A 21,648-nucleotide genomic window follows, 5' to 3' on the forward strand; every position below is an offset into this window, starting at 1 on the left:
CACCTGATCGGACGTAACGGACCTGTCCGATCAGACGCGCGGATCCGGTCGCACGAACGAACAAAGCGCTGAAATCGGGCGCCGATGCAACCGACCCCAGGCGTCGGCAGTCACAACAGGGCGAGGGCAACAAACGGAGGCGGGCGCTCAGGCGTCCACGGGAGGGTTCATTTCATGGCGGCGCAAATCGGCAGGCGTCTGCGCAAGGGGGCGGCGACGACCGCTGTGGCCGCTGTGGCGGTCGCGGCACTGTCCGCGTCCCAGGCTCCGGGAGCGACGGTCGACGACGAGGGCAGATCGACCACCGCCGACTCCCAGCCGACGCCCGACGTCGGCGCGGACGACAGCGCGACCGGCAACTCCCCGTACTACACGGACCTGCCGCCGCTGAACAGCCCGAATCCCGCCCCCACCACGTCGTCGACGGTCGCGCCGGGCGCCGGCGGGACCGAGTCCGGTATACCCGCCACCGTCCTCGACGCCTACAAGAGGGCGGCCTCCCGGCTGAACGCGTCCAAGCCCGGCTGCAACCTGCCCTGGGAGCTCCTCGCCGCCATCGGCAAGGTCGAGTCCGGACAGGCCCGCGGCGGCCGCGTCGACGCCAACGGCACCACGATCACCCCGATCCTGGGCCCGCAGCTCGACGGCAACGGCTTCGCCCTGATCAGGGACACCGACAACGGCGCCTACGACGGCAACTCGGCCTACGACCAGGCCGTCGGCCCGATGCAGTTCATCCCCTCCACCTGGGCCTGGGCGGGCAAGGACGGCAACGACGACGGTCTCAAGGACCCGAACAACATCTACGACGCCGCGCTCGCCTCCGCCCACTACCTGTGCCGCTTCGGCTGGGACCTGTCGAGCCAGGACGACCTCGACCGCGCCATCCTCAGCTACAACAACTCCACCGACTACCTCAACACGGTCCTGTCGTGGCTGGAGTACTACCGCGAGGGCGCCCACGAGATCCCGGACGGCACCGGATCGCTCCCCGGCAACCGCAGCGACACCCCGCGCGGCGAGCAGCGCCCGCCGCGCAAGCCGTCGACCCCGAGCCCGAGGCCGTCCGAGACCAAGCCGGGCCGCGAACCGCAGCTCCCGATCCCCGGCCGTCCGACGACCCCGCCCACCGGCACGCCGAGCACGCCCACCGACACCGTCCACCACTTGGAGGACGCGGGCACCGCCGAGCTCACCGCCACGGCGGGCGACGCCTTCGCCGAGACGATCAGCACCAGGGCGGAGACCCGAACCGGCAAGGCCGTCGGCAAGGTCCGCATCCGGTTCACCATCACCGGTGACACCGACGCCACCTTCACCGGCGGCGAGAACGTCGCCACGGTGCTCACCGACGCCTCGGGTGTCGCCGTGACGCCCGCGCTGCGCGCCGGGGAGAAGACCGGCACCTTCACCGTCCGCGCCGCCGTGGTCGGCCGCTCGGTCACCGGCGTCGACTACACCGCCACCGTCACCGCGCGCACCGCCGACGCCCTCGCCCGGGTCGGTGACGGCGCGCTGGTCTGCCCGGCGGGCGGCGAGTTCGCCGAGCAGGTGCAGGTGCAGGCGACCCGCCAGGGCGCGGCCGCGGGCGGCGTCGCCGCCACGGCGACCCTGATCGTGTCGGCCGACGACCCGAGTCAGAACGACAAGGGCCCCTACTTCAAGGACGCCGCCGGCAACGCCGTCCGTACGCTCGGCGGCCTCCGGACGGACGCGAACGGCCGGCTGGTGCTGCCGAAGCTGTACGCGGACGACACCGCGGGCACCTACCTCCTGCGCGTCGCCACCGACGGCGGTGCCACACTCACCGTCGAACTGACCGTGGAGGCGGCCGCGTCGCCGACGCCGACGCCGACCACCCCGGCGACCGAGACGCCCACCACGCCGACCCCCTCGGCATCGCCTTCCGCCTGACCCCGCGCATACGCACGAGGGCGCCCTCTCCGTCATGACGGCCAGGGCGCCCTCGTGCGCTGCCCCGCGCCCGTATGCGCAACGTGTTCTCTTCTCGCCTCCACGTTGCTACGGTGCCCGGATCTGACGGTCAGTCAGTCACGGTTCCGTCGCCGCCGGGAGGCCCCGCATGCGCGCCCTGATCGCCGCCGCGACCGGTCTCGCCCTCGCGTTCGCCCTCGTCCTCACGATCACGGCCCTCGGCTCGCCCAGGGGCGGGACGTCCCCGAAGCCCCTGCTGACGACGGTTCCCGCCCACCCCTGACCGCCCCGAGGGAGGCCGCGATGCGCCGTACGTCCGGACTGGTCCTGCTCGCCCTCGCCGTGTTCTTCGCGGCCCTGTCCCCCCTGCTGCGCTGGTACGCCTTCCCGCGCCTCGCCAAGGTCCCGGCGAACCAGTACCAGGACATGGTCCTGGAGGCGAAGAACGCCACCCTGCTCGACTACGGCACCATGCGCGCCCGCACGGTCCCGAAGGTGACCATCGTGCAGACGCTCAGGGGCAACGTGGAGGCGTCCGAACGGATCGAGCGCTCGGCCGGCCGCGACGTCGTCGTCTGGGACACCCTCTCCTACGTCCAGGGCCCCGACGGCCGCATGGTCTCCCGCATCCCCGAGCGGTACATCTTCGACGCCCACACCCAGGAACCCGTCCACGCCACCGGCGAGATGGTCGACGGCGATCCGGTCCGACGCGAGGGCATCGAGTTCAAATGGCCGTTCCTGACCGAAAAACGGAACTACGAGTACTTCGACGCCCAGACGCGCACCTCCGCGCCCATCCACTACAAGGGCACCCGCAGCTTCCGCGGCCTCGAGGTCTACTTCTTCGAGCAGACCGTGCCCTGGACCGAGGTGGCGTTCCCCAAGGCCATGCCCGTCAAGGGCGTCACCCCCGAGTCCGTCGCCGCCACCGGCACGACCCGCTGGTACACCACCGTCCGCAGGTTCTGGGTCGAGCCCGTCACCGGAGCGCCCGTCTACGGCGAGGAGATCCACAAGGAGGAGCTGCGCGGCGGCACCCTGCTCGGCGACCGGGACAAGGTGACGGCGTTCGCCGGGCACGTGAAGATACGCGAGGACTACATCGAGCACACCGTGGACCTGGTCGAGTCCAACCGCACCCTGGTCCTGCTCCTCACCTCCCGCCTGCCCTGGGGCTTCCTCACCCTGGGCGCCGTGCTGCTCGCCCTGGCCCTCTGGCTGGAGGCACGCGGCAGACGCCCGTCCGGACCCGCGCCGGACACGTCCTCGGCGGCCGAGCCGGTCAGCGCCTGAGCGCGGCGTTGGTGCGCCGCGTCGGCTCCGCCGTCGCCGGGTCCTCGGGCCACGGGTGCTTCGGATAGCGGCCGCGCAGTTCCGCGCGCACGCCCTTGTAGCCGTCCCGCCAGAAGGAGGCCAGATCGGCCGTCACGGCGGCCGGGCGCCCGGCGGGCGAGAGCAGATGCACCAGCACCGGCACCCCGGCGAGCCTCGGTGACTCCTGCGACCCGAACATCTCCTGGAGCTTCACCGCCAGCACCGGCCGCTCCGGATCCCCGTAGTCGATCCGGATCCTGGACCCGCTCGGCACCGTGATCCGCTCCGGTGCCAGCTCCTCCAGCCGCGCCGCGTCCCCCGAGGCCCACGGCAGCAGCCTGCCCAGCGCCTCGCCGGCGTCGATGCGGGCCAGGTCCGCCCGCCGCCGGGCGCGGCCGAGCTCCGGCTCCAGCCACTCGGCCACGCGCGTGTACAGCGCGTCGTCCGAGACATCCGGCCACGGCTCGCCCAGCCGCATGCGCAGGAAGGCCAGCCGCTGCCGCAGCACCTCGGCGTCGGCGGACCAGCGCAGCAGCCCGAACCCCTCCTGCCGCAGCCCGGTCAGCAGAGCCTCCCGGACCAGGGCGGGGTCGGCGTCCCGCAGCGGCCGCGCCGCCAGCTCGATCGCCCCCAGCCGCTCCACCCGGCGTGCCACGACGTCCCCCTCGGCCCAGTGGACCTCCTCCCGCGCGTCGAGCAGCGAGCCCGCGGCGAGCCGGGCGAGGTCCTCGTCGATGACGGCGCCGAGCTGCACACGCGCGTGCCCCCGGCCCACGGGACGGTCCGCCACGGCGACCGCGATCCAGGAGGAGCCGCGCATCGCCGAGGCCTCGGAGAGGTCGGCCCGAGTGCCGGAGGCCATGAGGTACGACCCGCCGTCGAGCCTCGCCACCCGCTCAGGAAAGGCGAGCGCGGCGACCAGACCGGCCACCCGGTCGTCACCACCGGGGGAACCCGCCGCGCCGGCCGCCCGCACGGCGTCCCGGCTGTCTGCACCCGCGATCTCCCCGGCCACGCCCTTCAGTCGCCGCACCTCACGACGCCAGCGTTCCGCGTAGGCGTCACCCCCGCGTCGGGAACTCCGCAGCGCGCCCGCTAGATCGTCCCCGTACTCGCGCGGCGCCTCCTCCGACAGCAGGGCCACGACCTCGGCGCCGGGGCCCGCCGTGTCCAGCAGGGCCCGTCCGAGCCGGGGATGCAGCCCCAGCCGCGCGAGCCGAAGCCCCCGCTCCGTGGCCCGCCCCGCGGCGTCCACCGCCCCCACCGCCGTGAGCGCCGCCCGCGCCGCCGCCATCGCCCCGGCCGGGGGCGGATCGAGGAGCGCCAGCCCCGAGGCGTCCGGATCGCCCCAGCAGGCCGCCTGAAGCGCGAACGCCGTCAGGTCGGCCACCTTGATCTCGGGAGAGGGGAACCGGGGCAGACGCGCGTCCTCGGCCTCCGCCCAGCAGCGGTACACCGCGCCGGGAGCCTGACGCCCGGCCCGGCCCGCCCGCTGCCGGCCGGCCGCCTGCGAGGCCCGCACCGTCGTCAGCGCGCTCAGCCCGCGCGCGTGGTCCACCCGCGGCTCACGCGCCAGCCCCGCGTCCACCACCACCCGCACCCCGGGCACCGTCAGAGAGGACTCCGCCACCGCCGTGGCCAGCACGACCCGGCGTCGCGCACCGGGCGACAGCACCGCGTCCTGCACGGCCGCCGGAGCCCGGCCGTGCACCTGGAGCACCTCGACATCCCCCAGGCCGCCCAGCTGCCCGGCGACCCGCGCGATCTCGCCCACCCCGGGCAGGAAGCACAGCACGTCCCCGTCGCGCTCGGCCAGCGCCCGCCGTACCGTCGCCGCCACATGGGTCAGCAGGACCGGGTCGACACGCATGCCGTGCGGGGGCCGAACCGCCCGCGCGGGCGGTGCCCAGACCACGTCCACCGGATGCGCGACCCCCCGGGCCTCGACGACCGGCGCACCGCCCAGCAACCGTGCCCAGCCCTCCGCGTCGGTCGTCGCCGACGCCGCCACGAGCCGCAGCTCGGGCCGCAGCGTCTCGCGCACGTCCCAGAGGAACGCCGCCGCCGTGTCCGCGTCGAGGTGGCGTTCGTGGCACTCGTCGAGCACCACCGCGTCCACGCCCGTCAGCTCCTGGTCCCGCTGGAGCCGCTGCAGCAGCACACCGGTCGTCACGACCTCCACACGCGCGCGTGGCCCCACGACCCGCTCGCCGCGCACGGTGTACCCGACGCTCTCGCCGAGCTTCTCGCCCAGCAGCCACGCCATCCGCCGGGCCGCCGCGCGCGCGGCGATCCGGCGCGGCTCGGCGACGACCACGCGCCGCGCGGGGCCCTCACCGAGGAGCCCCGCCAGGGCGAGCGGCACGAGCGTCGTCTTGCCCGTGCCCGGCGGCGCGACCAGGACGGCCGTACCCCGCGTGTCCAGGGCGTCGACCAGTTCGGGCAGGGCCGCGCGTACGGGCAGGGCGTCCAGGGCGTCGTAACGGATCACCCGATCAGTGTCGTACGTCGTCGTACGTCCCGGAACGCTCGGTCGATCGGTCTCCCATGCTCATTCGGCCCGGAACGGTCCTCCGGCCGCGAGTGCGAGCCTGCAGGCGTACACTCGCGGCCGGTCCCGCGGTTCTGTTCGTTTCCGCTTGGTAAGCGCCCGTCAGTCCCGTTCGCACACGAAGATGGCCGTGCCCGGGATCAGATGGCCGCGCAGCGGGGACCAGCCGCCCCACTCGGACGTGTTCCAGGCCGGCCACTCCGGCTCCACCAGGTCCACCAGCCTGAGCCCGGCGGCGACGATGTCCCGCACCCGGTCGCCGACCGTCCGGTGGTGCTCGACATAGACCGCGCTGCCGTCCTCTTCCTGCTCTACGTACGGCGTGCGGTCGAAGTAGGAGGCGGACACGCTCAGCCCCTCGGGGCCGGGCTCGTCGGGGAACGCCCAGCGGATCGGGTGGGTCACCGAGAAGACGAACCGGCCGCCGGGACGCAGCACACGACGCACCTCCCGCAGCACCTGGACCGGGTCGGCGACGAAGGGCAGCGCCCCGTACGCCGAGCACGCCAGGTCGAAGGAGGCGTCGGCGAAGGGCAGGGCACCGGCGTCGGCACACACCAGAGGGAACGTTCCGCCGATACGCAGCGCGTGCTGGAGCTGGCGGTGGGAGAGATCCAGGGCGACCGGGCGGGCGCCCTGCTCGGCCAGCCAGCGTGAGCACTGCGCCGCGCCGGCGCCGATCTCCAGGACGTCCTTGCCCTTCAGCTCCTCGGGCGGGCCGAGCAGCTCCGCCTCGACCTCGTCGAGGCCCTCGGGACCCCAGACGAAGCGGTCGTCCCCGAGGAACGTGCCGTGCTCGATCTGGTACTCGTCGGCGTTGCGGTCCCACCAGCCACGGTTCGCGCGGGAACTCTCCGCAGCCCCGGCCTCACGCCGGGTGGCCTCCGGCTCGGCGGCCGCGGACTCGGCAGACACGGACTCTTGGATGATCGGCTCCCTCGTCGTACTCTTCCGTCCAACCCGTTCCGGGGAGGGCCCTCACGACAGGCGTGCCCCGGGCTCCGCGTGGCCTCGGAAGACTGAATTTGTGCCGGATATGCGGTGTTCCGCCCCGGGTGTGCGCCTTCGCGCATTGACCCTGCCCGGCTGCCCCCGTATGCTACAAGTTGCGCTGCGGGCCTGCGCACCTCAGACGTAGCAGGCTGCGCTTGCATCTGTTGTATGTCCCCTCGGTTGTCGAGGCGTGCCACCGTTTTTCCAGGTGGGGCGCTTCCTAAGCTGTCCGGCTTCTGCAGAGCGAAACGGGCTCCGGCGTAGCAGTACCTACGACTTCAATGTCCGTACCGGAGCCCTTTCCCACATGACGAGCAGCACCGAGACCACCGCCACCACCCCGCAGGTTGCGGTCAACGACATCGGTAACGAGGAAGCCTTCCTCGCCGCTATCGACGAGACGATCAAGTACTTCAACGATGGCGACATCGTCGACGGCGTCATCGTCAAGGTTGACCGGGACGAGGTTCTCCTCGACATCGGTTACAAGACCGAAGGTGTCATCCCGAGCCGCGAGCTCTCGATCAAGCACGACGTCGACCCGAACGAGGTCGTGGCCGTCGGCGACGAGATCGAGGCCCTGGTCCTCCAGAAGGAGGACAAGGAAGGCCGCCTGATCCTCTCGAAGAAGCGCGCCCAGTACGAGCGTGCCTGGGGCACCATCGAGAAGATCAAGGAAGAGGACGGCATCGTCACCGGTACCGTCATCGAGGTCGTCAAGGGTGGTCTCATCCTCGACATCGGCCTCCGCGGCTTCCTCCCGGCCTCCCTGGTCGAGATGCGCCGTGTTCGCGACCTCCAGCCGTACGTCGGCAAGGAGCTCGAGGCGAAGATCATCGAGCTGGACAAGAACCGCAACAACGTGGTCCTGTCCCGCCGTGCCTGGCTGGAGCAGACCCAGTCCGAGGTCCGCCAGACGTTCCTCACGACCCTCCAGAAGGGTCAGGTCCGTTCCGGCGTCGTCTCCTCGATCGTCAACTTCGGTGCCTTCGTGGACCTGGGTGGCGTCGACGGTCTGGTCCACGTCTCCGAGCTGTCCTGGAAGCACATCGACCACCCGTCCGAGGTTGTCGAGGTCGGCCAGGAAGTCACCGTCGAGGTCCTCGACGTCGACATGGACCGCGAGCGCGTCTCCCTGTCGCTGAAGGCGACCCAGGAAGACCCGTGGCAGCAGTTCGCCCGCACCCACCAGATCGGCCAGGTCGTGCCCGGCAAGGTCACGAAGCTGGTTCCGTTCGGTGCGTTCGTCCGCGTCGACGAGGGCATCGAGGGTCTGGTCCACATCTCCGAGCTGGCCGAGCGCCACGTGGAGATCCCGGAGCAGGTCGTCCAGGTCAACGACGAGATCTTCGTCAAGGTCATCGACATCGACCTCGAGCGTCGCCGCATCAGCCTCTCGCTGAAGCAGGCCAACGAGGCCTTCGGTGCCGACCCGGCCACGGTCGAGTTCGACCCGACCCTGTACGGCATGGCCGCGTCCTACGACGACCAGGGCAACTACATCTACCCCGAGGGCTTCGACCCCGAGACCAACGACTGGCTCGAGGGCTACGAGACCCAGCGGGAGACGTGGGAGCACCAGTACGCCGAGGCGCAGACCCGCTTCGAGCAGCACCAGAAGCAGGTCATCAAGTCCCGTGAGGCCGACGAGGCTGCTGCCGCCGAGGGCGGCGAGGCTGCGGCTCCGGCCGCGACCGGTGGCTCGTACTCCTCCGAGGGTGGCGACAACTCCGGCGCTCTGGCGTCGGACGAGGCGCTGGCTGCCCTGCGCGAGAAGCTGGCGGGCGGCCAGAGCTGAACCGCTCGCCGCTGACGTCTAGCAGTTGATCCGAGAGGCCGCACCTTCCAGGTGCGGCCTCTTGGTCTTTCTTCGCCCGTGGTGAGTGTGTGTCTGCGGGGCGGTCATGGTTGATCGCGCAGTTCCCCGCGTCCCTTGCGGGGCGGGGGAATGCGCACGCGCTGTGCCTTGTTGTTCACGAGGACACGAGGAGGAGCGGTCACTGTGCTTGATCCGCAGGGTTTGTACACGTGGGAGCCGAAGGGCCTGGCCGTCGTCGACATGGCGCTCGCCCAGGAGTCCGCCGGCCTTGTCATGCTCTACCACTTCGACGGATACATCGACGCGGGCGAGACCGGCGACCAGATCGTCGACCGGCTCCTCGACACGCTGCCCCACCAGGTCGTCGCGCGCTTCGACCACGACCGGCTCGTGGACTACCGGGCCCGTCGCCCGCTGCTCACCTTCCGGCGCGACCGCTGGACCGCGTACGACGAACCGAGCATCGTGGTCCGCCTTGTCCAGGACGCCACCGGGGCGCCCTTCCTGCTGCTGTCCGGCCCCGAGCCGGACGTCGAGTGGGAGCGTTTCGCGGCAGCCGTCGCGCAGATCGTCGAGCGGCTGGGCGTCCGTCTCGCCGTGAACTTCCACGGCATTCCGATGGGCGTGCCGCACACCCGCCCCGTCGGCCTCACGCCGCACGGCAACCGGACCGACCTGGTCCCCGGCCATCGCAGCCCCTTCGACGAGGCGCAGGTGCCGGGCAGCGCCGAGGCGCTGGTCGAGTACCGCCTCATGGAGGCCGGCCACGACGTCCTCGGCGTCGCCGCCCATGTCCCGCACTACATCGCCCGCTCCGCCTACCCCGACGCGGCCCTGACCGTGCTGGAGGCCATCACGGCCGCCACCGGGCTGGTCCTGCCGGGTATCGCGCACGCCCTGCGCACGGAGGCCCAGGTCACCCAGACCGAGATCGACCGGCAGATCAGGGAGGGCGACGAGGAGCTGACCGCGCTCGTCCAGGGCCTCGAGCACCAGTACGACGCGGTCGCGGGCGCGGAGACCCGGGGCAACATGCTCGCCGAACCGGCCGACATCCCGTCGGCGGACGAGATCGGCCGCGAGTTCGAGCGGTTCCTGGCGGAGCGGGAGGGCGACGCCTGAGCTCGGCCGGGCCCGGTGGGCCCGGCGGAACCGCCGTCTGCGTCGGACCCGGCACGGGCCCTGTCGGTGCCAGGCCCTAAGCTCGGCCCATGTTGACAGTGGGCCTGACCGGCGGCATCGGTGCCGGCAAGAGCGAGGTGTCCCGGCTGCTCGTGGAGTGCGGGGCGGTGCTGATCGACGCGGACCGCATCGCGCGCGAGGTCGTCGAGCCCGGGACTCCGGGGCTCGCCGCGGTGGTCGACGCCTTCGGCGAAGAGGTGCTCGCCGAGGACGGCAGCCTCGACCGGCCCAGGCTCGGCGCGATCGTGTTCGGCGACCCGGAGAAGCTCGCGCTGCTCAACTCCCTCGTCCACCCCCTCGTCGGCGCGCGCTCCCGCGAGCTGGAGGACGCCGCACCCGAGGACGCCGTCGTCGTCCACGACGTGCCCCTGCTGACCGAGAACGGCTTGGCCGGGATGTACGACCTGGTGATCGTCGTCGACGCCGCTCCCGGGACACAGCTCGACCGGCTCGTACGGCTGCGCGGCATGACCGAGGAGGACGCACGCGCGCGAATGGCCGCGCAGGCCACCCGCGACCAGCGCCGGGAGATCGCCGACGTCCTCATCGACAACGACGTGCCGCTTCCCGAGCTCCGTCGCCGGGTACACGAAGTGTGGGAGGACCTCGCGGAGCGTGCCCGCGACCGCGTCGGCCGCTCCTGAGCCGTCCGAGGGGCGTGTGCGAGCCGTCCCGAGGGGCCCGTGGCGGTGAGGCGGAGAGAAGGGCGGGGAATAGCGTTGTCCGCTGCGGGCGTTGGAACGATCCAGCGTGGGAAGGACTGTGCCGTGCCCGAGACCAGCGGTTCGACCGGACGTACTCCGGAGACGCATGTCATCGACTTCCGTGCCGCGGAGCAACTGCTCGCCGCGCGGGACCCCGGCGGCGCGGTGAAGCTGCTCGACCGGGTCATCGCCGAGCATCCGGAGAACACCGCCGCCCGGCTGCTGAGGGCCCGTGCCTTCTTCGCCCGGGCACAACTGCGGGCCGCCGAACTGGAGTTCACCATCGTCCTGGAGCGCGAGCCCGACAACGCCTTCGCCCACTTCGCGCTCGCCCGCACCTACGAGCGCCAGGCGCGCCCCGACGTGGCCAAGCGCCACTTCCGGCTGGCGGCCGCGCTCGACCCGAACCCCGAGTACGTGAAGGCGGCACGCTTCGACACATGACCGCCGCTCACCGGCCACCGCCCTCGGGCGGCCGGTACGGCGGAACATCAGGGCCCGGCTGATAGTGCGGGCCCTGTCGTATGTGCCGCAGCACGACGGCCAGGTCGACGGTGGCCACCAGCCACAGCGCGGCGCACGCCGCCGCCCACCCGATCCGGTCCGCCAGCGCGAACGCGGCCGTGCCGAAGATCGCCCAGGCCACACCCCACAGGCTCAGCCAGAACCGCATCCGCAGGGCACTGCGCGCGGTCATCGGTTCACTGCCCGTACGCATCGCTGTCGTCACTCCCTGTTTGAAACGTACTCCCGCCCGGGGTGTTCTCCAAGGCGTGCGGAGAGGGGACGGAGGGAGAGGGAGCGGCGGGCTGCGCGGATCCGGCGCGGCCGGTCGCGCCGGAGCTCGGGCGGACCCCGCCGATGCCGGAAGGGTTGCCTCGGGCAGCCTCGCTCACACGAAGGAGTGAAAGTGTGCGAGCGGGGAACGGCCGTGCGGACGCGGGCCGTTGGACGGGCATGAGGCTGGAAATGCGAGAAGGGTACGAAGGTACGGGACCGGGTGCGATCACCCCCGACGGCTGTGCGGTCGAGCTCTACTCCCGGCTGCCGGCCGGCGACGAGCCGGACGTCGTCACCGCGGCCGTCCCGGCGGGCGCGAGCATCCTGGAGCTGGGCAGCGGTGTGGGACGCATGACGCATCCCCTGCTGGAGCGCGGCTTCACGGTCACCGCGGTGGACGAGTCACCGGACATGCTCGCCCGTGTCCGCGGCGCCCGCACGATATGCGGTGCCATCGAGGACCTCGACCTCGGCGAGACCTTCGACGTCGTGATGCTCGCCTCGTTCCTCGTCCACGCCGGGGACGCCGACGTGCGGCGGGGCATGCTGCGCACCTGCGCCCGGCATGTCGCCGACGGCGGCTGTGTGCTCATCCAGCGGGAAGGGGCGGACTATCACACCGATCTGCCGCGCGAGCGGGTCGATCCCAGCGGCTTCACCGTACGGATCGTGTCCGCGGACCCGGTCGGCGACGGCGTGCACTCGGTCCGCGCCGAGTACGAGTTCCCGGACGCCGTGTGGACCCAGACCTTTCTGTCCCGGCCCCTGACGACGGAGCAGTTCGAGGACGCGCTGGGGGAGGCGGGGCTGAGAGCGGACAAGTACCTGACGCCGGACGGGATATGGGTGCGCGCGGTGCGGGACCCGGCGAGAGGGGGCCAGGGCGACTGAGCGGGGCTGTCGGCAAGTGGGGCGAGCGCCCCAGGGGCAAGTCGAGCGACCCCGGGGCGAGTCGAGCGACCCAGGGGCGAGAGAGGCGGAGAAAGCCGCCTGGAGAGCGATGAGTTCGGGCAGGCGTGCGGGTCTAGCCCTGTGACAACACCACAGACCCTCGCGCACAGGAGGACCTCATGTCCGAGACCACCGCTCGTGTCACCGCTGCTGCTTCCGCCACCTCCGTAGTCGGCGGTCCCTCCGTCATCGGCGGTTCCTCCGTCACCCGTGGCACGAGCGTCGCCGAGTCCGCCACTGCACGCGGCCGACGGGCCCGGATCGCGCTGCGGGGTCTTCAGATCGTGCTCGCGCTGTTCTTCGGGATCGCGAGCGCATTGCCCAAGCTGGTCGGTCACTCCTCCGCGACCGAGATCTTCGACCAGATGGGCTGGAGCAGTGAGGGCATGTACACCGTGGGCGCGCTGGAACTGGCCGGTGCGATTGCTCTGCTGCTGCCGGTGCTCCAGTCCGTGGCGGCCATGGCGCTCAGCGGTCTGATGGTCGGGGCGTTCTACTTCCAGATGGCCGCGTTCGACGGGGAGAACGCGGCCACCCCGCTCATCCTGATCGTGCCGCTCGCCCTGATCGCCTGGGCCCGGCGTGGTCACAACACCGAGCTGCTGCGTCTGGTGCGGAAGGGCGGATGACGGGAGGGGAGCCGGGTTCGGCGCGGCTCCGGCGGGCTCACCCCGAGGGGAGCCGGGGCGGGCACGGTTCCGGTGGGCTCACCCCGAGGACGTCACTCCTCTCGGGGCGAGCGGCCTCCCGGGAGGAAGCCCAGTCCGCCGTTTCCGCGCAGCCTTTCCAGCTCGCGGCGGTCCCGCTTGGTGGGTCGGCCCGCGCCGCGGTCGCGGATGCCGGCCGGGGCAACTGCCTCGCGGGGCGGCGGGGGCGGGCTGTTGTCCACGTAGCACTGGACCGCGATCGGGGCGCCGACCCGCTTGCGGATCAGCCGCTTCACGATGACGACCCGCTCCCGGCCCTCCTGCAGGACGCGCACCTCGTCGCCCACGCGCAGGGAGTGCGCGGGCTTGACCCGCTCGCCGTTCACCCTGACGTGGCCGCCTTTGCAGGCCGTGGCTCCGACGGACCGGGTCTTGACCAGGCGGACGGACCAGATCCAGCTGTCGACGCGCACGCTCTCGCCACCGGCGGGCCCTGCCGCCTCGGCCGCGGCAACCGCCGCCGCGGTCTTCGGGTCGGGCTGCGGGGCAGCGTCGTCGGCGCCGGGGGGCTGGATGTCGTCCGGGTCCTGGGAAGCCATGACATCGACCTTAGCTCTAAGAGAGGAAGGAGCTGGACTCGTTTTCCCCAGGCTGTCGGACAGCGTGGGAGGGGTGGCCGAAGGGTCGGGCGCGGTTCTCGGGGCCCTGCTCCCGCCCGCCCTACCGTGGAGACATGTCCCCTGACCCCGAAGCCACCGTTCCCTCCGACCCGGCCACGGCACCCTCCGGTCCCACCACGCCATCGGCGCTCCCGCTCCCCGGTCTCGGTGCCCTCCGGGATCTCGCTGCCCTGGACCGGCGCATCGCGGACTGCCGGGCCTGTCCGAGGCTCGTGGAATGGCGGGAGGAGGTGGCACGGGAGAAGCGGGCGGCGTTCGCGGACTGGACCTACTGGGGGCGTCCGGTGCCGGGGTTCGGGCCGGATGACGCGGCGCTGCTGATCGTGGGGCTGGCTCCGGCGGCGCACGGGGGCAATCGCACCGGGCGGATGTTCACGGGGGACCGGTCGGGGGACGTGTTGTACCAGGCGCTGTACGACGTGGGGCTGGCGTCCCAGCCGACCTCGGTCGCGGTCGGGGACGGACTGGAGCTCCACGGGGTACGGGTGACGGCGCCCGTGCACTGCGCGCCGCCCGCCAACCGGCCCACGCCGGGGGAGCGGGACATGTGCCGGGCGTGGCTGGTGCGGGAGCTGCGGCTGCTCCGGCCGACACTGCGGGCCGTGGTCGTGCTGGGGGCGTTCGGCTGGCAGGCCGCGCTGCCGGCGCTGGCGGAGGCGGGCTGGACGGTGCCGAGGCCGCGGCCGGTGTTCGGGCACGGAGCGTGGGTGAGCCTCCGGGACGGCGAGGGCGGTGACGACCTCACGGTCTTCGGCTGCTTCCATGTCAGCCAGCGCAACACGTTCACCGGCCGACTGACCCCGGCGATGCTGCGGCAGGTGCTGAGGGCGGCTGCCGGGGCGGCGGGGCTGGCGACAGTCGGCGACGGGCCGGGTGAGGGGCTCTGAGCGGCACGGCGTGAGGAGGAAGGGAACCACCTTCGCCCGGGGCATCCCGGACTCGGTGGCCTGCCCTGCCCCGGGTCGGGTGCCTCAGGGCCGCCACTCGTACCGTACGTCCGGCTCCCGCTCCTCGTTGCCGCTGCCGTCGGTGTGCTCGACGGCGCGGAAGCCGTGGCGTTCGTAGAAGCGGTGGGCGGGCTGGTTGACCTGGAAGGTCCACAGGCCGAGGCCTCGCGGGCTGCGTTCCTTGGCGAGGGCGAGGAGCCGGTCGCCGATGCCGCGGCCGCGCCAGTCGGGGGCGAGGTAGAGCTGCGAGACCGTCTCGCCGTCGAGCACCATCATGCCGACGACCGTGCCCCGCGCCTCCGCGACCCAGGTCTCCCGCCGGGGCACCACCACATCGCGTATGTAGGCGCGGACCTCGTCGTCGGTGTGGGGGCGTACGACGGTCGGCAGGGCGGTGTCGAAGGACCGGAGGTAGACCTCGGCCACGGCCTCCGCGTCGGCGCCGCCCGCCCGCCGCAGGGTGACGGCCTCCGCCTCGGGGACGACGGCCGTGGCCGTGATCTCCACCAACTGTCCGGTGTAGCCGAGGCAGGCCACGCCGAGCAGCGTCGACGAGTGGGGCCCCGTGCTCAGCCCGGACGCCTCGACGACTTCCCAAACCGCGTGCAGCGCCGAGGGGTCACCGGCCACGACGTACACCTCGGTCGACACGACATGGGCGAAGTCGCTGCCCACGGAACGCAGTTGCTCACCGAGGTTGGCGAGCACCTGCTCCGCCTGCCGCACCGGGTCTCCCGGCCCGACCAGCTTGCCTTCGGCGTCCAGAGGCACCGAACCGGCGAGAAAGGCCAGCTTCGTACCGGCCTCGACCACGGACGCGTGGGAGTAGACGGGCGGCGGGAAGAGGGTGGGGACGGTGACGCGCCGGATCATACGGAGGGGCTCCTCGACGATGTTGGAAGGGGAAGGCCGGTCGCCCGTCGGGGGCGGCGCGGACCGGGGCATCCCCAGATCATCCGGCTCGCGCCCGCTCCCCGCACCCGCTTTACGGCGCGGCGGTCGAGCACGGCAATCGACCGAGCCCCGGCACGGGATCCGCGCCGTCCCCTCGCTCGACGGACCGGGCCCGCTCCCGCCCGGCGCGGAATCTGTGTCGCCCCAGCCGGGCCGGCCCGCATACGCTGCCGACGCCCCGCAGGACGCCCGGACCCACACAGGAGCCGCCGTGCAACTCCACACCTCCGACCGCGGCTTCCTCGACACGACCGCCGACCGGCTGGCCGCGCTCCCCACCGTCCGGGCCGTCGCCCTGGGTGGGTCCCGTGCTCAGGGCACCCACCGTCCCGACAGCGACTGGGACCTCGCCGTCTACTACCGCGGCGCCTTCGACCCGGCCCACCTGCGTGCCCTCGGCTGGCAGGGCGAGGTGTCCGAGGTCGGCGGTTGGGGCGGCGGGGTGTTCAACGGGGGAGCCTGGCTGTCGATCGAGGACCGGCGGGTGGATGTGCACTACCGGGATCTCGACGTGGTCGAGCGTGAACTCGCTGAGGCGGAGCGGGGCCGGTTCCATGTGGAGCCGCTGATGTTCCACCTGGCGGGCATCCCGAGCTACCTGCTCGTGGCGGAACTCGCGATCAACCAGGTGCTCCGGGGCGACCTGCCGCGTCCGGCCGCGTATCCGGCGGAACTGCGCCGGACCGCGCCCGGCCGCTGGTACGGCGTGGCCACCGCCACCCTCGCGTACGCCAAGGCCGGCCATGCCCCCAAGGGCGCCCTCACCCAGGTCGCCGGCACGATCGCCCTCGCCGCCACCCAGACGGCCCACGCCGTACTGGCGGCGCGAGGGGAGTGGGTCACCAACGACAAGCACCTCCTCACCCGCGCCGGCCTGCACGAGGTCGACCGGCTTCTGACCGGGCTCACCCCCGAACCGGCTGCCCTGGTCCGGGCGATCGCCGACGCCGAGGCACTCTTCGCCCGGGCGGTCGAGGCGGCCGAGGGGAGCCTTCGCGTGCCCCGTGGGGACGAGCGCGCTCGTCCCGCCGCAGGGGCTGCGGAGGCGTGACCGGATACGCGGTTCGGCTCACGCCCGACGACGACCCGGGCGTACGTTGGCGTGATGAGCGTGATGAGTGAGTCCCGTGCCGATCTCGTCATCACCGGATGCACGGTCCTCGTGCATGACGCTCAGGAGCGGATCGGGTTCCGGGAGGAGGCCGCGATCGTCGTACGGGACGGAGCCGTTCGGGCCGTCACCGGGGCGGCCGAGGCCGTGGACCTGCCGGCGGCCGAGCGTATCGAGGCGAGCGGCCAGGTGGCCCTGCCCGGCCTGGTCAACTGTCACACGCACGCCCCGATGGTCGCCCTGCGCGGCCTTGCCGAGGACCTGCCGACCGAGGAGTGGTTCAACGACGTCGTCTGGCCGGTCGAGGTCAACCTCACCGCGAAGGACGTGGAACTCGGGGCGCTGCTCGCCTGTGCCGAGATGATCCGCGGCGGCGTGACCTGTTTCGCCGACCACTACTTCGCGATGGACGCGGTGGCGGCCGTCGTCGCCGAGTCCGGGATGCGTGCCCATCTGGGGCAGGCGTACTTCTCCTCGCAGGGACCCCGGGGCCGTGAGGAGTCACTGGAGTTCGCGCTGCGCCATCGGGGCGGCGCGGGCGGCCGTATCACCACCACCCTTGCCCCGCACGCCCCTTACACCGTGACCGACGACGACCTCGCCGCCACCGCCGGCCTCGCGCGCGAGCACGGACTGCCCGTGCATCTGCACGCCGCCGAGAACCGCGACCAGGCCGAGACCAGCCTCGCCCGGGACGGCGTCACGCCCATCGAGGTGCTCGAACGCACCGGACTGCTCGACACCGACCTGCTCATCGCGCACGGCACCGGCATCCTCGACCGCGATCTGCCTGTCCTGGAACGCGCCGGGGGCCGGATCGCCGTGGCGAGCGCGCCGCGCGGCTATCTGAAGTTCGCCTGGCCCACCACCACACCCGTCCGCGCGCTGCGGGCCCTCGGTATCCCCGTCGGCCTCGCCACCGACGGCGCCGCCTCCAACAACTCCCTGGACGTCTGGGAGTCGATGGCGCTCACCGCGCTCGTCCAGAAGTCCACCGAGGGCGATCCGCGCTGGCTGACCTCCCGTCAGGCCCTGCACCACGCGACGGTGCAGAGCGCGGCGGCCGTCGGGCTGGGCGACCGGGTGGGCCGCATCGCGCCGGGGCGGCGCGCCGACATCGTGCTGGTCGACCTCACGGGACCGCACACCCAGCCCGTCCACGACCTCGCCGCCACGCTCGTGCACAGTGCCCGCGCGGCGGACGTCCGGACGACGATCGTCGACGGCCGCGTCCTGATGCGCGACCGTGAGCTGCTGACGATCGACGTCCCGGCGGTGGCGGCGGAATTGGCGGCCAGGCTCCCCGCCCTCGTCGACCGCGGCCACGGCAGGCGCCTCCAGGACTACGACACCTGAGGAAATCCTCGCGCGGGGCTTCGACGTCACCCTGGAGGAGGACGGGGAGCTCGCCGAGCGGTCTGGGATCAGCTGCTTCCTGCGCGACCTCGACCGGGTGTTCCACACCTACCCGGTCTTCGGACGCGGCCTGGACCGCCTCGGCTCGACCACCAGCCTCCTCGACCTCACCGCACTGGGCCGACGGGAGGAGTGGGAGCAACCCGAGGGGCGCGCGGCGGCGTTCGGGGCGCCCGTGGGCGGTGGGGCGGTTCGCCATCACGACGAGTACGAGGACTGATGCACACGGTAGTCAAAGCGGTGAACTGGCGGAGACGCAGCTCACACAGGGCGGTGGACGAGTGTCAACTACGTCTCAGTACCGTCACCGAGCGAGGTCTTTCCCCCTCTGCGGGCGTTAACTCGTACCAGGACGACGCTTTGTGGAGGTGCTGGATGGTGAACGGGCGAAGGGTGCTCGAACGCTTTCCCGCAGGCGGGCCGCGCGGATCGTGGCCTGCGGAGGAGTTCGCGCAGGCGCGCCGCATGGAAGGGCTGCCCGCCGAGGTGGTCATGGACCTGGCGACGGACACGTTCCTCGTGATCGTCCGCTGCGACAGCACGGAGTGAGACCGTCGGCCCGCCCTGGTGCGGGCCGTCGTACCGGGACGGTGTCGGGGGCTGGGCCGATGAAGCCGACGCGGCCGTGCGCCTGACGACGGGGGCCCGGCGGGCCGGTCCCGGGAGGCCGTGTCCTACGCGCTGATCGGGCTCGACCAGGTCGGCGTGGCGCCCGTGAGGCGGCACAGGGCGAGGTAGAGGGGGATCGGCGGGGTGTACGGAAGTCTGCCCTCGGGCCGGTGGATCAGACGCGGGGCACCCGGGGCCAGCGCGCCACGGGCGTAGTGGGCGGGCCCGGGCCAGTCGAGGGCGTAGTCCGAGTCGGACGGGACCAGCCACCACCAGTGCGCGTCGTCGGAGTAGACACAGCCGACGCGCGGGAGGCGCGGCGTGAGCAGCGGCCCCAGCCGGGCGGGAATCGCCACCGCGTCGCAGCCCAACGGGGCGATCATGCCGGGCGGGACCGGCAGGGGGCGGGGCGAATGCGAGAGACGTGCGCTGCGGCCCAGCCGGACCAGCGTGTCCATGCTGAGCACCCGGTCGGGATGCCGGGAGGGGCTCACCCGTGCCTCCGGCGCGATCCGGGGTGGCGGACCTCGCCGAAGTCCTGGGACGTGTGGTGATGTCCCTCGCCGAAGTGCGCGGGAGTGGGGCGGTGGCCTTCGCCGGGCTGTGGCGACCCATGACGGGCCTCGCCGGCGTGGTGGGCCTCGCCCGTGCGGTGCCCCGGGTGAGCGTGGGCGTCACCGGAGTGCGGGGCCGGGTGACGGTGGGCGTCGCCCGGATGGTGGCCCGTGTGGTGATGGGGCTCGCCGGTGCCGGGTCCGCCCCGCGCGGGGGAGTGGTGCCCCGTGCTCTCGTCGCCGCGGGAGCCGCCCTGGCCCGGACAGTGCCGGGACTCGGTCTCGCCGTCCTCCTCCGAGCCCTCCTGGGAGGACCCGGGCTTGGGGCGGGCGACCCAGCCCAGGTCGTCGCGCGGCTCGTCGGCGTCGGCCCCGCGGGCGAGTTCCGCCCAGACCAGGAGCCCGGTGCCGTTCTCCATGGCACCCCAGGAGCGGCACAGCGCCTGGACGAGAAGCAGCCCCCTCCCCTGCTCCTCCTCCGTCCGCTGCGAGCAGGGATGCGGCTCGGTGGGCGCGCAGCCCTCGTCGCGCACGGCTATCCGCACGGTGTCGTCGCCGTCCTGGAGCTCACAGGCGACGACCGTGCTCGCGGTGTGCACGATCGCGTTGGTGACCAGCTCGGATATGACCAGAGCCGCCGTGTCGACGGTGTCCTCGCACACCGCCCACCCGGTCAGCCGTGCCCGCGCCAGCCGTCTGGCCTGGGCGGGGGAACCCGGATGAGCGGCCAGTTCGAAACGGAACCGGCGCTCGAGCCCGGCCCCGTGGGGACCGGTGGCGGCGCCGAGGCCGAGAGGACCTGCGGCGGCGTCTGTTCCTAAGGGCGCGGACGGAATCACGCTTGCCACTATCTCCCCGCCGTGAACACTTGGCAAGTGTCACTCTGAAAAATGCAGAGTGCTGTGTGACGCGGTGGACGGCCGTGGCACACTGCTCGCAACAGCACGTCGAGCGGCGCCACTTGGGATCGCCGAGACCTCGCCGGACATGTCCGGCCCGGCCTGATATGTACGGAAACTGTCTGGATCAGGCTGTATGACGGACCTCCAGGACGTCACCAAGGTTTCGAACGGGTCTTCGGATGGCGCCGCAGGGCTGTCGGCATTCCTAGGGTTTCGGTCGGTGGAGGTGGAGCGTGAGCGAACCGCGGTCCGCGCCGACGGTGGGACAGGTCGTCCTCGGTCGGCGCCTGCTGGACCTGCGGGAACGCGCGGGACTCAAGCGCGAGGAGGCGGCGCGCGTCCTGCGTGTCGCCCCTGCCACCGTCCGCCGCATGGAGATGGCCGAGGTCGCCCTCAAGATCCCGTACCTCCAGCTGCTGCTGAAGGCCTACGGCGTCCCCGACGACGAGGCGGAATCCTTCGTGCGGCTGGCCGAGGAGGCCAATCGGCCCGGCTGGTGGCAGCGGTTCCACGACATCCTGCCGGGCTGGTTCTCCATGCACGTCAGCCTGGAGGGAGCCGCCAGTCTCATCCGCAGCTACGAACCGCACTTCGTCCCCGGCCTGCTCCAGACCGAGGACTACGCGCGCGGGGTGCTGCTCTCCGGTGCCGTCGGCCAGACCCGGCCGGACGACATCGAGCGGTATGTCGCCCTGCGCATGCAACGCCAGGACCTGCTCACCCGTGAGGGCGCGCCCCGGTTCTGGGTCGTGATGGACGAGACCGTGCTGCGCCGGCGGGTCGGCGGGCCGGAGGTGATGCGTGCCCAGATCGACAGGCTGCTCGAGGCCACGAAGCTGCCGAATGTGACGTTGCAGGTCGTCCCGTTCGCCACGGGGCCGCATCCCGGCACGTACGGGCCCTTCGTGCTGTTCCGATTCGCCGTGCCCGAACTGCCGGACATGGTCTACAGCGAGTACCTGACCGGCGCGGTCTACCTCGACGCGCGATCCGAGGTGGCGACCCACCTGGAGGTCATGGACCGCATGGCGGCGCAGGCCGCTACGGCACATCGCACGAAGGAGATCCTCCGGGATCTCCGCAAGGAGCTGTGAATGGATCGCATCGACGCCCAGCCCAAAGCACCACGATTCCGCGGCCCGCGGATCTACAACGGCATGCCCGCCCGGGAGCTGGGCAGCGAGGGCTGGCACAAGCCGTGGAGCGGCGGCAACGGCGGCAACTGCCTGGAGGCCATGAAACTCGCCGACGGCCGTATCGCCGTGCGGCAGTCCACCGACCCCGACGGGCCCGCGCTGATCTACACCTCCGCCGAGATGACGGCGTTCATCGAGGGCGCCAAGGCGGGGGTGGCCGACTTCCTCCTGTCCTGAACGGCCTTGTGCCAGATGTTTTTACCGCCAGTTCCGCGGCCGGCCTCTCCAGCCGGACGATCTTGAACGTGCGCACCACACGCTGAACACTGTGCGCACCACATGCTGAACGCACATGACGAAACCGCTGCGGGGGGGGGGGGGGGGGGGGGGGGGGGGGGGGGGGGGGGGGGGGGGGGGGGGGGGGGGGGGGGGGGGGGGGGGGGGGGGGGGGGGGGGGGGG

Annotated in this window: 21 protein-coding genes and 3 pseudogenes; 16 read left to right on the forward strand and 8 right to left on the reverse strand. The window is 72.4% G+C overall.

Features of this window, described 5'->3' with window-relative positions; translation table 11 throughout:
• Positions 1 to 174: 174 nt before the first annotated feature.
• The 3 genes from ACZ6SQ_RS36255 (at position 175) to pgfA (ending at position 3,231) form a co-directional block, all read left to right on the forward strand.
• A complete protein-coding gene (locus ACZ6SQ_RS36255; protein ID WP_469569905.1) occupies positions 175 to 1,914 on the forward strand; it encodes a lytic transglycosylase domain-containing protein in 1,740 nt (579 codons plus the stop codon).
• Positions 1,915 to 2,083: 169 nt separating this feature from the next.
• Positions 2,084 to 2,218 (forward strand): SPW_0924 family protein, encoded by a 135-nt coding sequence (locus ACZ6SQ_RS36260; RefSeq protein ID WP_469569908.1) that lies wholly within the window; start codon positions 2,084 to 2,086, stop codon positions 2,216 to 2,218.
• A gap of 20 nt (positions 2,219 to 2,238) precedes the next feature.
• On the forward strand, positions 2,239 to 3,231 hold the full coding sequence (gene pgfA, locus ACZ6SQ_RS36265; RefSeq protein WP_469569910.1) for a cell envelope lipid trafficking protein PgfA: 993 nt from the start codon (positions 2,239 to 2,241) through the stop codon (positions 3,229 to 3,231).
• Here the strand turns inward: pgfA and hrpB are convergent.
• Positions 3,221 to 5,743: an ATP-dependent helicase HrpB gene (gene hrpB / locus ACZ6SQ_RS36270; RefSeq protein WP_469569912.1), complete on the reverse strand. Its 2,523-nt coding sequence runs from the start codon at positions 5,741 to 5,743 to the stop codon at positions 3,221 to 3,223. The genes pgfA and hrpB overlap by 11 nt on opposite strands.
• A gap of 162 nt (positions 5,744 to 5,905) precedes the next feature.
• Complete coding sequence (locus ACZ6SQ_RS36275; protein ID WP_386387115.1) at positions 5,906 to 6,718, reverse strand: class I SAM-dependent methyltransferase; 813 nt, start codon at positions 6,716 to 6,718, stop codon at positions 5,906 to 5,908.
• Positions 6,719 to 7,103: 385 nt separating this feature from the next.
• Here ACZ6SQ_RS36275 and rpsA point away from each other — a divergent pair, with 385 nt between their 5' ends.
• The 4 genes from rpsA (at position 7,104) to ACZ6SQ_RS36295 (ending at position 10,945) form a co-directional block, all read left to right on the forward strand.
• Positions 7,104 to 8,594, forward strand: a complete 1,491-nt coding sequence (gene rpsA, locus ACZ6SQ_RS36280) for a 30S ribosomal protein S1 (protein WP_469569914.1) — start codon at positions 7,104 to 7,106, stop codon at positions 8,592 to 8,594.
• A 204-nt stretch (positions 8,595 to 8,798) separates the two neighbouring features.
• Positions 8,799 to 9,737 (forward strand): PAC2 family protein, encoded by a 939-nt coding sequence (locus ACZ6SQ_RS36285; protein ID WP_469569916.1) that lies wholly within the window; start codon positions 8,799 to 8,801, stop codon positions 9,735 to 9,737.
• Positions 9,738 to 9,826: 89 nt separating this feature from the next.
• On the forward strand, positions 9,827 to 10,441 hold the full coding sequence (gene coaE / locus ACZ6SQ_RS36290; RefSeq protein WP_469569919.1) for a dephospho-CoA kinase: 615 nt from the start codon (positions 9,827 to 9,829) through the stop codon (positions 10,439 to 10,441).
• 123 nt (positions 10,442 to 10,564) lie between these two features.
• Positions 10,565 to 10,945: a tetratricopeptide repeat protein gene (locus tag ACZ6SQ_RS36295; protein ID WP_469569922.1), complete on the forward strand. Its 381-nt coding sequence runs from the start codon at positions 10,565 to 10,567 to the stop codon at positions 10,943 to 10,945.
• A gap of 7 nt (positions 10,946 to 10,952) precedes the next feature.
• Here the strand turns inward: ACZ6SQ_RS36295 and ACZ6SQ_RS36300 are convergent, their stop codons facing one another.
• Positions 10,953 to 11,219, reverse strand: a complete 267-nt coding sequence (locus ACZ6SQ_RS36300; protein ID WP_469569924.1) for a DUF6343 family protein — start codon at positions 11,217 to 11,219, stop codon at positions 10,953 to 10,955.
• A 251-nt stretch (positions 11,220 to 11,470) separates the two neighbouring features.
• On the opposite strand from ACZ6SQ_RS36300, the gene ACZ6SQ_RS36305 reads away from it, so the two are divergent.
• Together ACZ6SQ_RS36305 and ACZ6SQ_RS36310 are read left to right on the forward strand one after the other, a co-directional pair.
• Positions 11,471 to 12,172, forward strand: coding sequence for a class I SAM-dependent methyltransferase (locus ACZ6SQ_RS36305; RefSeq protein WP_469569926.1), 702 nt, complete (start codon positions 11,471 to 11,473; stop codon positions 12,170 to 12,172).
• 179 nt (positions 12,173 to 12,351) lie between these two features.
• Positions 12,352 to 12,861 (forward strand): DoxX family protein, encoded by a 510-nt coding sequence (locus ACZ6SQ_RS36310; RefSeq protein WP_469569928.1) that lies wholly within the window; start codon positions 12,352 to 12,354, stop codon positions 12,859 to 12,861.
• Between the two features lie 92 nt (positions 12,862 to 12,953).
• On the opposite strand, the gene ACZ6SQ_RS36315 is transcribed toward ACZ6SQ_RS36310, so the two are convergent.
• Entirely contained in the window at positions 12,954 to 13,478 is a 525-nt protein-coding gene (locus ACZ6SQ_RS36315; RefSeq protein ID WP_469569931.1) for an RNA-binding S4 domain-containing protein, read from the reverse strand.
• Between the two features lie 134 nt (positions 13,479 to 13,612).
• Between ACZ6SQ_RS36315 and ACZ6SQ_RS36320 the strand changes: the two genes are divergently transcribed.
• Positions 13,613 to 14,446, forward strand: coding sequence for a uracil-DNA glycosylase (locus ACZ6SQ_RS36320; protein ID WP_469569934.1), 834 nt, complete (start codon positions 13,613 to 13,615; stop codon positions 14,444 to 14,446).
• 84 nt (positions 14,447 to 14,530) lie between these two features.
• Here the strand turns inward: ACZ6SQ_RS36320 and ACZ6SQ_RS36325 are convergent, their stop codons facing one another.
• Together ACZ6SQ_RS36325 and ACZ6SQ_RS36330 are read right to left on the reverse strand one after the other, a co-directional pair.
• Complete coding sequence (locus tag ACZ6SQ_RS36325) at positions 14,531 to 15,007, reverse strand: GNAT family N-acetyltransferase (RefSeq protein WP_469569945.1); 477 nt, start codon at positions 15,005 to 15,007, stop codon at positions 14,531 to 14,533.
• Positions 14,981 to 15,379, reverse strand: a pseudogene (locus ACZ6SQ_RS36330) (RidA family protein); the annotation flags it as partial. The pseudogene ACZ6SQ_RS36330 and the gene ACZ6SQ_RS36325, both read right to left, overlap by 27 nt.
• A gap of 292 nt (positions 15,380 to 15,671) precedes the next feature.
• Between ACZ6SQ_RS36330 and ACZ6SQ_RS36335 the strand changes: the two are divergent.
• From ACZ6SQ_RS36335 to ACZ6SQ_RS36350, 4 genes and pseudogenes are all read left to right on the forward strand, one after another.
• Positions 15,672 to 16,511: a nucleotidyltransferase domain-containing protein gene (locus tag ACZ6SQ_RS36335; protein WP_469569937.1), complete on the forward strand. Its 840-nt coding sequence runs from the start codon at positions 15,672 to 15,674 to the stop codon at positions 16,509 to 16,511.
• A gap of 63 nt (positions 16,512 to 16,574) precedes the next feature.
• Positions 16,575 to 17,927 (forward strand): amidohydrolase, encoded by a 1,353-nt coding sequence (locus ACZ6SQ_RS36340; protein ID WP_469569947.1) that lies wholly within the window; start codon positions 16,575 to 16,577, stop codon positions 17,925 to 17,927.
• Between the two features lie 19 nt (positions 17,928 to 17,946).
• Positions 17,947 to 18,207: pseudogene (locus ACZ6SQ_RS36345) on the forward strand (DUF899 family protein); the annotation flags it as partial.
• A gap of 155 nt (positions 18,208 to 18,362) precedes the next feature.
• Positions 18,363 to 18,536, forward strand: coding sequence for a hypothetical protein (locus tag ACZ6SQ_RS36350; protein ID WP_356691975.1), 174 nt, complete (start codon positions 18,363 to 18,365; stop codon positions 18,534 to 18,536).
• Positions 18,537 to 18,661: 125 nt separating this feature from the next.
• Here the strand turns inward: ACZ6SQ_RS36350 and ACZ6SQ_RS36355 are convergent, their stop codons facing one another.
• Complete coding sequence (locus ACZ6SQ_RS36355; protein ID WP_469569940.1) at positions 18,662 to 19,054, reverse strand: hypothetical protein; 393 nt, start codon at positions 19,052 to 19,054, stop codon at positions 18,662 to 18,664.
• 377 nt (positions 19,055 to 19,431) lie between these two features.
• A pseudogene (locus tag ACZ6SQ_RS36360) lies at positions 19,432 to 20,025 on the reverse strand (ATP-binding protein); the annotation flags it as partial.
• Positions 20,026 to 20,285: 260 nt separating this feature from the next.
• On the opposite strand from ACZ6SQ_RS36360, the gene ACZ6SQ_RS36365 reads away from it, so the two are divergent.
• Together ACZ6SQ_RS36365 and ACZ6SQ_RS36370 are read left to right on the forward strand one after the other, a co-directional pair.
• Entirely contained in the window at positions 20,286 to 21,146 is an 861-nt protein-coding gene (locus ACZ6SQ_RS36365; RefSeq protein WP_386387100.1) for a helix-turn-helix domain-containing protein, read from the forward strand.
• A complete protein-coding gene (locus ACZ6SQ_RS36370; RefSeq protein ID WP_469569943.1) occupies positions 21,147 to 21,425 on the forward strand; it encodes a DUF397 domain-containing protein in 279 nt (92 codons plus the stop codon).
• Positions 21,426 to 21,648: the final 223 nt, after the last annotated feature.

It is taken from the genome of Streptomyces sp. NPDC048600 (genome assembly GCF_055587025.1).

What these genes read in the sequence shown, in the direction of transcription:
- ACZ6SQ_RS36255 (WP_469569905.1), top strand. Translation starts at nt 175, where the DNA reads ATGGCGGCGCAAATCGGCAGGCGTCTGCGCAAGGGGGCGGCGACGACC.
- ACZ6SQ_RS36260 (WP_469569908.1), top strand. Translation starts at nt 2,084, where the DNA reads ATGCGCGCCCTGATCGCCGCCGCGACCGGTCTCGCCCTCGCGTTCGCC.
- pgfA (WP_469569910.1), top strand. Translation starts at nt 2,239, where the DNA reads ATGCGCCGTACGTCCGGACTGGTCCTGCTCGCCCTCGCCGTGTTCTTC.
- rpsA (WP_469569914.1), top strand. Translation starts at nt 7,104, where the DNA reads ATGACGAGCAGCACCGAGACCACCGCCACCACCCCGCAGGTTGCGGTC.
- coaE (WP_469569919.1), top strand. Translation starts at nt 9,827, where the DNA reads ATGTTGACAGTGGGCCTGACCGGCGGCATCGGTGCCGGCAAGAGCGAG.
- ACZ6SQ_RS36300 (WP_469569924.1), bottom strand. Translation starts at nt 11,219, where the DNA reads ATGCGTACGGGCAGTGAACCGATGACCGCGCGCAGTGCCCTGCGGATG.
- ACZ6SQ_RS36305 (WP_469569926.1), top strand. Translation starts at nt 11,471, where the DNA reads ATGCGAGAAGGGTACGAAGGTACGGGACCGGGTGCGATCACCCCCGAC.
- ACZ6SQ_RS36310 (WP_469569928.1), top strand. Translation starts at nt 12,352, where the DNA reads ATGTCCGAGACCACCGCTCGTGTCACCGCTGCTGCTTCCGCCACCTCC.
- ACZ6SQ_RS36315 (WP_469569931.1), bottom strand. Translation starts at nt 13,478, where the DNA reads ATGGCTTCCCAGGACCCGGACGACATCCAGCCCCCCGGCGCCGACGAC.
- ACZ6SQ_RS36320 (WP_469569934.1), top strand. Translation starts at nt 13,613, where the DNA reads ATGTCCCCTGACCCCGAAGCCACCGTTCCCTCCGACCCGGCCACGGCA.
- ACZ6SQ_RS36340 (WP_469569947.1), top strand. Translation starts at nt 16,575, where the DNA reads ATGAGTGAGTCCCGTGCCGATCTCGTCATCACCGGATGCACGGTCCTC.
- ACZ6SQ_RS36350 (WP_356691975.1), top strand. Translation starts at nt 18,363, where the DNA reads ATGGTGAACGGGCGAAGGGTGCTCGAACGCTTTCCCGCAGGCGGGCCG.
- ACZ6SQ_RS36355 (WP_469569940.1), bottom strand. Translation starts at nt 19,054, where the DNA reads ATGGACACGCTGGTCCGGCTGGGCCGCAGCGCACGTCTCTCGCATTCG.
- ACZ6SQ_RS36370 (WP_469569943.1), top strand. Translation starts at nt 21,147, where the DNA reads ATGGATCGCATCGACGCCCAGCCCAAAGCACCACGATTCCGCGGCCCG.